This window comes from Haloferax sp. s1, assembly GCF_058382125.1.
On record NZ_JBZRPK010000556.1, the window covers coordinates 1 to 7,336 of the forward strand.

Consider the following 7,336-nt stretch of genomic DNA (forward strand, 5'->3'; position numbering starts at 1 on the left):
ACAGCGTCGAGGCCGACCCGGACACAACGGCCAAGGGTATGCTCCGGGACCGGCCCATCAGCCTCAAGCACAGCAAGGCTATCTCCCGCGCCATCAAGGGGATGCCCGTCGCCGACGCCGAGGAGTACCTCGAAGCCGTCATCGACGGCGAGCGGTCGGTTCCGTTCAAGCAACACAACTCTGGTGTCGGTCACCGAAGCGACATCGAGGGCTGGGACGCAGGACGATACCCTGAGAAAGCGTCCAAGGCGTTCCTCGAACTCCTCGAGAACGTCCGCAACAACGCGACCGAACAGGGATTCGACGGACCAGCCATGGAGATTAAGCACATCGCCGCCCACAAGGTCGGCGAGCGCCCAGGTCGGAAGCCCCGTGCCTTCGGCCGGGCAGACCCGTGGAACACCCCAATCTGTGACGTCGAACTCATCATCGAAGAGGTCGAGGAATAATGGCTGACGAACACCAATTCATCGAGAACGGACTGCAGCGGTCCCAGATCGACGAGTTCTTCGCAGAAGAACTCGGTCGCGCCGGCTACGGCGGCATGGACGTCGCCAAGACGCCGATGGGCACCCAAATCGTGCTCAAGGCCGAAAAGCCCGGAATGGTCATCGGTAAGGGCGGAAAGAACATCCGCAAGGTGACCCGCGAACTCGAAGAGCGGTTCAACCTCGACGACCCGCAGATCGACGTGCAGGAAGTCGACGAACCGGACCTCAACGCCCGGATCGTCGCCGACCGCCTCGCCAACGCGCTTGAGCGTGGTTGGTACTTCCGTAAGGCGGGCCACACGACCATCGACCGCATCATGGACGCTGGCGCCCTCGGTGCCGAAATCGTCCTCTCCGGTAAGGTCACTGGTGCCCGCTCCCGCGTGGAGAAGTTCAACCGCGGCTACATCAAGCACAACGGTGAGCCGGCACAGGAGATCGTTGACGAAGGCCAGGGTGTCGCCGTCATGAAGCTCGGCACCATCGGTGTCACGGTCAAGATCATCCCGCCGGGTGCGCAGCTTCCCGACGACTTCGAAGTCGAAGAAGACGCCGAACCCGAACCGGTCGAACAGATCGAAGAGACCGAAAGCGTCGAAGACCTCCTCGAAGAGGAACCGGAGGAGATTCCGGAAGTCTCCGAGGACACTGACGCAGAGACGGAGGAACTCGATGAGGACATCGTCGAGGAAGAAGCCGTTGAAGCGGTCGAAGAGGAAGTCGTCGACGAAGACGCTGACGAGGAAGCAGTCGAAGAGGAAGTCGTCGACGAAGACGACGAACTCGACGAAGATGTCGCCGAAGAGGCGGCCGACCTCGTCGCCGAGATGGAAGACGACGAAGAAACGGAGGAAGAATAAATGGCGATCCTCTACACCGAAGAGATTCGCGACATGACGCCCGCAGAGCGCGTTGCCGAGCTCGAAGAGCTCGAAACCGAACTGCTCAACGCGAAGGCCGTTCAGGCCGCGGGTGGCGCGCCGGAAAACCCCGGCCGCGTCTCTGAACTGAAGAAGACCATCGCTCGAATCAAGACGATTCAGGGCGAAGAAGGCGACCTCGACGAAGAATAAAATGCCACTCACACCCGAGACCCTCACGCGACACGAGCTTAACGGCCTCCACGTAGAGGTCGTCGACGCGGCAAACCCCGATTTGGTCGGGATAGCCGGTCGTATCGTCGTTGAGACGATGCAGACGCTCATGGTCGACGATGGCTCTCGGGTGCGGCAGGTGCCAAAGCGAGGGGCGACCTTCGAATTTGAGATTCCGTGTACAGATGAAGCCGCCGACGCTGCGAAGGCGTCGGGGACCACGTCCAAACTTCGGTCGGATACTACTGGCGGATTTGATGCCAGTCAGTCTGATCGGCACGCCGAGTCACACTCGGCTGCTTCCCAGTCCGGGAATTGCGAGGGCGTGGCTTACGTTACGGTGGATGGTACACAACTGCTCTCACGACCCGCCCTGCGCACCGAAACTACAGGTGACTCGAAATGGCGATAGGACTTGACGTTCCACAGCCCCCGGAACCCGACGACCCGGAGGCATACGACTATGAGAAGTGTCCGTTCTACGGCTCGCTCTCTGTCCGGGGTCAGACCCTGGAAGGGACAGTCGTCTCGACGGACATGGCAAAGACCGTCATCGTCGAGCGGGAGTACGACGTATTCGTTCCGAAGTACGACCGCTACATGAAGCGACGTTCCCGCATCCCGGCACACGTGCCGGGCGTGCTCGACGACGTCGCTGTCGGTGACGAAGTAACGATTGCGGAGACCCGCCCCCTCTCGAAGACGAAATCTCACGTCGTTGTTGAGATTATCGGAGGTGACGAGTGATGGAAGCGCTCAAAGCAGACATCACCAAAGGCGTCGCTCGCGGCTCGCTGGTCACGTGCGCCGACAACACCGGCGCTCGTGAACTTAAGATTATCAGCGTCGCGGGTTACTCCGGCACGAAGAACCGCCACCCCAAGGCAGGCATCGGGGACAAGGTGACCGTCTCGGTCACCAAAGGTACCCCCGAGATGCGCCGCCAGGTGCTCGAAGCCGTCATCGTCCGCCAGCGGAAATCGATCCGCCGGCCCGACGGGACGCGTGTGAAGTTTGAGGACAACGCCGCCGTCATCATCGACGAGATGGAAGAGCCTCGCGGGACCGAGATTAAGGGCCCCATCGCACGCGAAGTTGCCGAGCGCTTCGGGAGTATCGCATCGACGGCTACGATGATTGTATAGTATGACTCGACAACCGCGCAAACAGCGAACTCAGACTCGCGACGCGCCGCTCCACGAGCGGCAAAAGCAGGTCCGCGCACCGCTGTCGGCCGACCTCCGTGAGGAGTACGGCAGCCGTAACGTCCGCGTCAACGCGGGCGACACGGTAGAGGTTCTCCGCGGCGATTTCGCCGGCGAAGAAGGCGAAGTCACCGAGGTTGACCTCACTGACGCCGTCATCTTCGTTGAGGACGTCACCGTTGCCAAAGCCGACGGCGAAGAGGTCCCACGCCCCCTTCAGGCCAGTAACGTCCGCGTGACGGAACTGGACCTCGAAGACGACGTGCGCGAGGCCCGACTCAAGGAGGATAACGAATGACTCGACACCAGAAGCGACTGTCCGTACCGAAGTCCTGGCCGGTCGAGCGCAAGACAGGCACGTTCACGGTCAAAGCCGGCGCCGGTCCGCACGGCGAAGAGGGGGTTCCCCTCCTCATCGTCCTGCGCGACGTGCTCGGCTACGTGGACTCGAAGAAGGAAGCCAAGTACGCCCTCAACCACCAGAGCATTCTGGTCAACGGCGACCCGGCTTCCGACGTTCGCCGTCCCATCGGGATGTTCGACATCCTGGCGTTCGTCCAGCGTGAGGAGTACTACCGCATCTTCCCCGACGAGGGTGGCCGTCTGGCCCTGACCCCCGTCGACGCTGATGCGGCATCCAGCCGCCTCGGAAAGATCGTGCGTAAGACGCAGGTCACCGGCGGCAACTTCCAGCTGACGCTGCACGACGGTGCCACGCTCGTCGTCGAAGACGCCTCGGAGTACAGCGGTAAGGACTCCATCGTCGTCGACAACGAGACGAAGGAAATCGTCGCACACTTCCCCTACGAGGAAGGCGCACTCGTGACCGCCGTCGCCGGCAGTCACGCGGGCGAAATTGGCGAAGTCACCGAGATTATCGTCACGCCCGGCAGCGGGAACAACTCCGTCGTCGTCGAAACCGACGAGGGCGAGTTCGAAACCGTCGAACAGTACGTCGTCGTCATCGACGAGAACTTCACGGGTGATGATGAATGAGCGAGGCCGAATTCCACGAGATGCGCGACCCGCGCATCGAGAAGGTCGTCGTCCACATGGGCGTCGGCGAAGGTGGCCGTGAACTCGCGAAATCCGAAGACATCCTCGAGGAGATTACCGGTCAGGAGAGCGTTCGTACGATCTCCGGCCGTGCCTCGCAGGACTTCGGTGTCCGTCAGGGCGAACCTGTCGGCGCGAAGGTCACGCTCCGCGGCGAGAGCGCCGTCGAGTTCCTCGAAACCGCACTCCCTATTACGGACCTCTCCGCCTCGTCGTTCGACGAGACCGGTAACTTCGGCTTTGGTGTCGAAGAACACACCGAGTTCCCGAGTCAGGAGTACGACCCGCAGATCGGTATCTACGGACTGGACGTGACGGTCAACATCGTCCGCCCCGGTTACCGTGTGAAGAAGCGCGACAAGCGTTCCCGACAGATTCCGTCATCCCACCGGATGACCGTTGAGGACGCAGTTGCGTTCATCGAGTCCACGTTCGACGTGGAGGTTGAAGAATGAGCGACAGCGAAACAGAACAGACGGGCGAGCACGCATCCCGCCGCACCGGCCAGGAGAACGAGTGCCGTCGCTGCGGTCGGAAACAGGGACTTGTCAGTAAGTACGACATCAACCTGTGCCGACAGTGCTTCCGAGAGATTGCCCGCGAGATGGGATTCAAGAAGTACCGATAAGAATGGCTGACAACGACCCACTCAGTAGCGCGCTTTCCGGTGTGGACAACGCCGAGAGCGTCGGACACCTGTCCCACGAGATCCAGCCCGCCTCCAACATGATTGGCTCCGTCCTCGAGGTCTTCTACGACCGCGGGTACATCGACGGCTTCGAGTTCGTCGACGACGGCAAGGCCGGTCTGTTCGAGGTTGAACTGAAAGGCGCAATCAACGATTGTGGCGCCGTCAAGCCGCGGTATTCCGCTGGCGCTGACGACTTCGAGAAATGGGAGAAGCGTTTCCTCCCCGCCCGTGACTACGGTGCGCTCATCGTCACGACGAGCCACGGCGTCATGAGCCACTACGAGGCCCGCGAACAGGGCATCGGTGGCCAGATCATCGCCTACGTCTACTAGAACAATGAGCCGAATAGAAATCGAAATCCCGGACGAGGTATCCGCCGAGGTCAGCAACCTCGAACTCACCATCGAGGGCCCTAACGGTAGCGTCACCAAGCGCCTCTGGTACCCGAACGTCTCGGTCTCCGCAGAAGACGGCGCAATCGCTATCGAAAGCGACGTCGAGAACGCGAAGACCAACGCGACGATCGGTACCTTCGAGAGCCACGTGAACAACATGCTTCACGGCGCCACCGAGGGGTGGGAGTACCAGATGGAAGTTCACTACGCTCACTTCCCGATGCAAGTGAGTGTCGAAGGTGACGACGTCGTCATCAAGAACTTCCTCGGCGAGAAGTCCCCGCGACGAGCAGAAATTCGCGGAGACACGGACGTACAGGTAGACGGCGAAGAGGTCACCCTGACGGGTCCTGACAAGGAAGACGTCGGGCAGACCGCCGCCGACATCGAACAACTCACTCGCGTCAAGGACAAGGACACTCGCGTGTTCACAGACGGCGTGTACATCACCCAGAAACCGAAGACTGGTGATGCCTAATGTCGGAAGAAATCACCGAACTCGAAGACATCAGCGGTGTCGGCCCGTCGAAGGCCGACGCACTCCGCGAAGCCGGCTTCGAGAGCGTCGACGACGTACAGGCCGCGAGCCAGTCCGAACTGGCCGAGGTCGACGGCATCGGTAACGCGCTTGCCGCGCGTATCAAAGCCGACGTCGGTGGCCTTGAAGTCTCGGAAGAGGCTGAGGCCGAAGTCGAAGACGAGTCCGAAGCCGAAGTAGAAGAGCCAGCCGAAGACGTCGAGACGGAGCTTCGCCCCCGCGGTCACGCGGACAAGAAGCCCCAGCTCGACGACGAAACGGCGGAGGCCCTGGCGCAGAAGCGCCGCGAGGGCAAGCCGCAGTTCAATCGGCAGGACTACCACAAGAAGAAGCGCACGCCCACGTCGTGGCGTCGCCCCCGTGGTGGTCTGTCCAAGCAGCGTCGTGGTGTCAAGGGTAAGGGCCCGAAGGTCGAAGCGGGTTACCGCACGCCGAAGGCCGCCCGTGACCTGCACCCGTCCGGCTTCGAGGAAGTCCGCGTGTTCAACACGGACGACCTCGAGGGCGTCGACGGCGACACACAGGCAGTTCGCATTGCTTCCTCGGTCGGCGCGCGCAAGCGCGAGCGCATCGAGGAAGTGTGTGAGGACCGCGAAATTCGCGTTCTCAACCCCACCTACGTCGAAGTTGAGGTGGATAACTGATGACGGACCTAAAAGCGCAGAAGCGAATGGCTGCCGACGTTCTTGACGTTGGCAAGGGTCGAGTTTGGTTCGACCCCGAGGCACAGTCCGACATCGCGGAGGCCATCACGCGCGAAGACATTCGTGAACTCGTCGACGAGGGAACGATTCGCGCCAAGAACGCCAAGGGCAACTCCAAAGGTCGCGCACGCGAGCGCGCCGCCAAGCGTTCCTACGGTCACCGCAAGGGTGCCGGCTCCCGCAAGGGCCGTTCCGGCGCTCGACAGAACAAGAAAGACGCATGGGTCAGCCGAATCCGCGCCCAGCGCCGTCGCCTGAAGGAGCTTCGCGAGGACGGTACGCTCGACCGTACCCAGTACCGCACGCTCTACAACAAGGCGTCCGGTGGCGAATTCGACAGCGTGGACCGGCTTGAAGCATACATCCAGAACAACTACCAGGTGGAGATTCAATAATGGCGACCGGACCACGATACAAGGTTCCGATGCGGCGTCGCCGCGAAGTCCGGACGGACTACCATCAAAGGTTGCGCCTGCTGAAATCGGGCAAGCCCCGCCTTGTTGCTCGCGTGAGCAACAAGCACGTCAGGGCGCAGCTGGTCACTCCGGGCCCGCAGGGCGACGAGACCCACGCTGCAGCGACCTCTGCCGACCTCGATGAGTACGGCTGGGAAGCCCCCACGGGCAACCTCCCGAGCGCGTACCTCACGGGGTACCTGGCAGGTATCCGAGCGCTGGCCGCCGGCGTCGAGGAAGCGGTCCTCGACATCGGCCTCAACACGGCCACGCCCGGAAACAAGGTCTTCGCGGTGCAGGAGGGTGCTATCGACGCTGGCCTCGAAATCCCCCACAACGACGCAGTACTCGCTGACTGGGACCGCAACCGCGGTGTCCACATCGCTGAGTACGCAGAGCAGCTCGACGAGCCGCTCTACAGTGGAGACTTCGATGCCACGAACCTCCCCGAACACTTCGATGAAGTGCTCGGGAACCTTCAGGAGGACGAATGAGCAGAGATAACAACGGCTGGGAGCCGCGAACGCGGCCCGGCCGCATGGTGCAGAACGGCGACGCCACCTCGATGGGCCAGGCGCCCGGGAACGGGCTTTCCCTCAAGGAGCCCCAGATCGTCGACCAGCTCCCTCCGGGGATGGACGACGAAGTGCTCGACATCAACAAGGGTCAGCGTATTACCGACTCCGGCCGCCGGGGGAAGTTCCGGG

Annotated in this window: 15 protein-coding genes and 1 pseudogene; all 16 read left to right on the plus strand. The window is 62.0% G+C overall.

The features are described from left to right. Window positions 1-449: 50S ribosomal protein L22 (locus QT222_RS10040; protein ID WP_491477088.1), on the plus strand; the 449-nt coding region annotated here is incomplete at its 5' end. Next, the gene (locus tag QT222_RS10045; protein WP_491477089.1) at window positions 449-1,351 is read left to right on the plus strand and encodes a 30S ribosomal protein S3; all 903 of its coding nucleotides are present in this window, start codon (window positions 449-451) and stop codon (window positions 1,349-1,351) included. The genes QT222_RS10040 and QT222_RS10045, both read left to right, overlap by 1 nt. Beyond that, entirely contained in the window at window positions 1,352-1,564 is a 213-nt protein-coding gene (gene rpmC / locus QT222_RS10050; RefSeq protein ID WP_004060028.1) for a 50S ribosomal protein L29, read from the plus strand. 1 nt (window position 1,565) lies between these two features. Then, on the plus strand, window positions 1,566-1,997 hold the full coding sequence (locus QT222_RS10055; RefSeq protein WP_004060027.1) for a ribonuclease P protein component 1: 432 nt from the start codon (window positions 1,566-1,568) through the stop codon (window positions 1,995-1,997). Next, the gene (locus QT222_RS10060; protein WP_004060026.1) at window positions 1,988-2,332 is read left to right on the plus strand and encodes a 30S ribosomal protein S17; all 345 of its coding nucleotides are present in this window, start codon (window positions 1,988-1,990) and stop codon (window positions 2,330-2,332) included. The genes QT222_RS10055 and QT222_RS10060 overlap by 10 nt, the downstream gene beginning before the upstream one ends. Continuing rightward, complete coding sequence (locus QT222_RS10065; protein ID WP_004060025.1) at window positions 2,332-2,730, plus strand: 50S ribosomal protein L14; 399 nt, start codon at window positions 2,332-2,334, stop codon at window positions 2,728-2,730. The genes QT222_RS10060 and QT222_RS10065 overlap by 1 nt, the downstream gene beginning before the upstream one ends. Before the next feature lies 1 nt (window position 2,731). Continuing rightward, window positions 2,732-3,088: a 50S ribosomal protein L24 gene (gene rplX, locus QT222_RS10070; RefSeq protein WP_004060024.1), complete on the plus strand. Its 357-nt coding sequence runs from the start codon at window positions 2,732-2,734 to the stop codon at window positions 3,086-3,088. Beyond that, a complete protein-coding gene (locus tag QT222_RS10075; RefSeq protein ID WP_004060023.1) occupies window positions 3,085-3,786 on the plus strand; it encodes a 30S ribosomal protein S4e in 702 nt (233 codons plus the stop codon). Before rplX ends, QT222_RS10075 begins: the two co-directional genes overlap by 4 nt. Beyond that, window positions 3,783-4,301, plus strand: a complete 519-nt coding sequence (locus QT222_RS10080; protein ID WP_004060022.1) for a 50S ribosomal protein L5 — start codon at window positions 3,783-3,785, stop codon at window positions 4,299-4,301. The genes QT222_RS10075 and QT222_RS10080 overlap by 4 nt, the downstream gene beginning before the upstream one ends. Then, window positions 4,298-4,474 (plus strand): 30S ribosomal protein S14, encoded by a 177-nt coding sequence (locus QT222_RS10085; protein WP_004042587.1) that lies wholly within the window; start codon window positions 4,298-4,300, stop codon window positions 4,472-4,474. The genes QT222_RS10080 and QT222_RS10085 overlap by 4 nt, the downstream gene beginning before the upstream one ends. 2 nt (window positions 4,475-4,476) lie before the next feature. Next, complete coding sequence (locus QT222_RS10090; RefSeq protein WP_004060021.1) at window positions 4,477-4,869, plus strand: 30S ribosomal protein S8; 393 nt, start codon at window positions 4,477-4,479, stop codon at window positions 4,867-4,869. 4 nt (window positions 4,870-4,873) lie between these two features. Beyond that, window positions 4,874-5,410 carry a 50S ribosomal protein L6 gene (locus QT222_RS10095; protein WP_491477090.1) on the plus strand — a complete coding sequence of 179 codons (537 nt, stop codon included), beginning with the start codon at window positions 4,874-4,876 and terminating at the stop codon, window positions 5,408-5,410. Beyond that, the gene (locus QT222_RS10100; protein WP_004060019.1) at window positions 5,410-6,114 is read left to right on the plus strand and encodes a 50S ribosomal protein L32e; all 705 of its coding nucleotides are present in this window, start codon (window positions 5,410-5,412) and stop codon (window positions 6,112-6,114) included. Before QT222_RS10095 ends, QT222_RS10100 begins: the two co-directional genes overlap by 1 nt. Then, entirely contained in the window at window positions 6,114-6,569 is a 456-nt protein-coding gene (locus tag QT222_RS10105) for a 50S ribosomal protein L19e (RefSeq protein ID WP_004060018.1), read from the plus strand. The genes QT222_RS10100 and QT222_RS10105 overlap by 1 nt, the downstream gene beginning before the upstream one ends. Beyond that, window positions 6,569-7,123, plus strand: coding sequence for a 50S ribosomal protein L18 (locus tag QT222_RS10110; RefSeq protein WP_004060017.1), 555 nt, complete (start codon window positions 6,569-6,571; stop codon window positions 7,121-7,123). The genes QT222_RS10105 and QT222_RS10110 overlap by 1 nt, the downstream gene beginning before the upstream one ends. Beyond that, window positions 7,120-7,336 (plus strand): annotated as a pseudogene (gene rps5p / locus QT222_RS10115) (30S ribosomal protein S5); the annotation flags it as partial. The gene QT222_RS10110 and the pseudogene rps5p, both read left to right, overlap by 4 nt.

What these genes read in the sequence shown, in the direction of transcription:
- QT222_RS10045 (WP_491477089.1), top strand. Translation starts at nt 449, where the DNA reads ATGGCTGACGAACACCAATTCATCGAGAACGGACTGCAGCGGTCCCAG.
- rpmC (WP_004060028.1), top strand. Translation starts at nt 1,352, where the DNA reads ATGGCGATCCTCTACACCGAAGAGATTCGCGACATGACGCCCGCAGAG.
- QT222_RS10055 (WP_004060027.1), top strand. Translation starts at nt 1,566, where the DNA reads ATGCCACTCACACCCGAGACCCTCACGCGACACGAGCTTAACGGCCTC.
- QT222_RS10060 (WP_004060026.1), top strand. Translation starts at nt 1,988, where the DNA reads ATGGCGATAGGACTTGACGTTCCACAGCCCCCGGAACCCGACGACCCG.
- QT222_RS10065 (WP_004060025.1), top strand. Translation starts at nt 2,332, where the DNA reads ATGGAAGCGCTCAAAGCAGACATCACCAAAGGCGTCGCTCGCGGCTCG.
- rplX (WP_004060024.1), top strand. Translation starts at nt 2,732, where the DNA reads ATGACTCGACAACCGCGCAAACAGCGAACTCAGACTCGCGACGCGCCG.
- QT222_RS10075 (WP_004060023.1), top strand. Translation starts at nt 3,085, where the DNA reads ATGACTCGACACCAGAAGCGACTGTCCGTACCGAAGTCCTGGCCGGTC.
- QT222_RS10080 (WP_004060022.1), top strand. Translation starts at nt 3,783, where the DNA reads ATGAGCGAGGCCGAATTCCACGAGATGCGCGACCCGCGCATCGAGAAG.
- QT222_RS10085 (WP_004042587.1), top strand. Translation starts at nt 4,298, where the DNA reads ATGAGCGACAGCGAAACAGAACAGACGGGCGAGCACGCATCCCGCCGC.
- QT222_RS10090 (WP_004060021.1), top strand. Translation starts at nt 4,477, where the DNA reads ATGGCTGACAACGACCCACTCAGTAGCGCGCTTTCCGGTGTGGACAAC.
- QT222_RS10095 (WP_491477090.1), top strand. Translation starts at nt 4,874, where the DNA reads ATGAGCCGAATAGAAATCGAAATCCCGGACGAGGTATCCGCCGAGGTC.
- QT222_RS10100 (WP_004060019.1), top strand. Translation starts at nt 5,410, where the DNA reads ATGTCGGAAGAAATCACCGAACTCGAAGACATCAGCGGTGTCGGCCCG.
- QT222_RS10105 (WP_004060018.1), top strand. Translation starts at nt 6,114, where the DNA reads ATGACGGACCTAAAAGCGCAGAAGCGAATGGCTGCCGACGTTCTTGAC.
- QT222_RS10110 (WP_004060017.1), top strand. Translation starts at nt 6,569, where the DNA reads ATGGCGACCGGACCACGATACAAGGTTCCGATGCGGCGTCGCCGCGAA.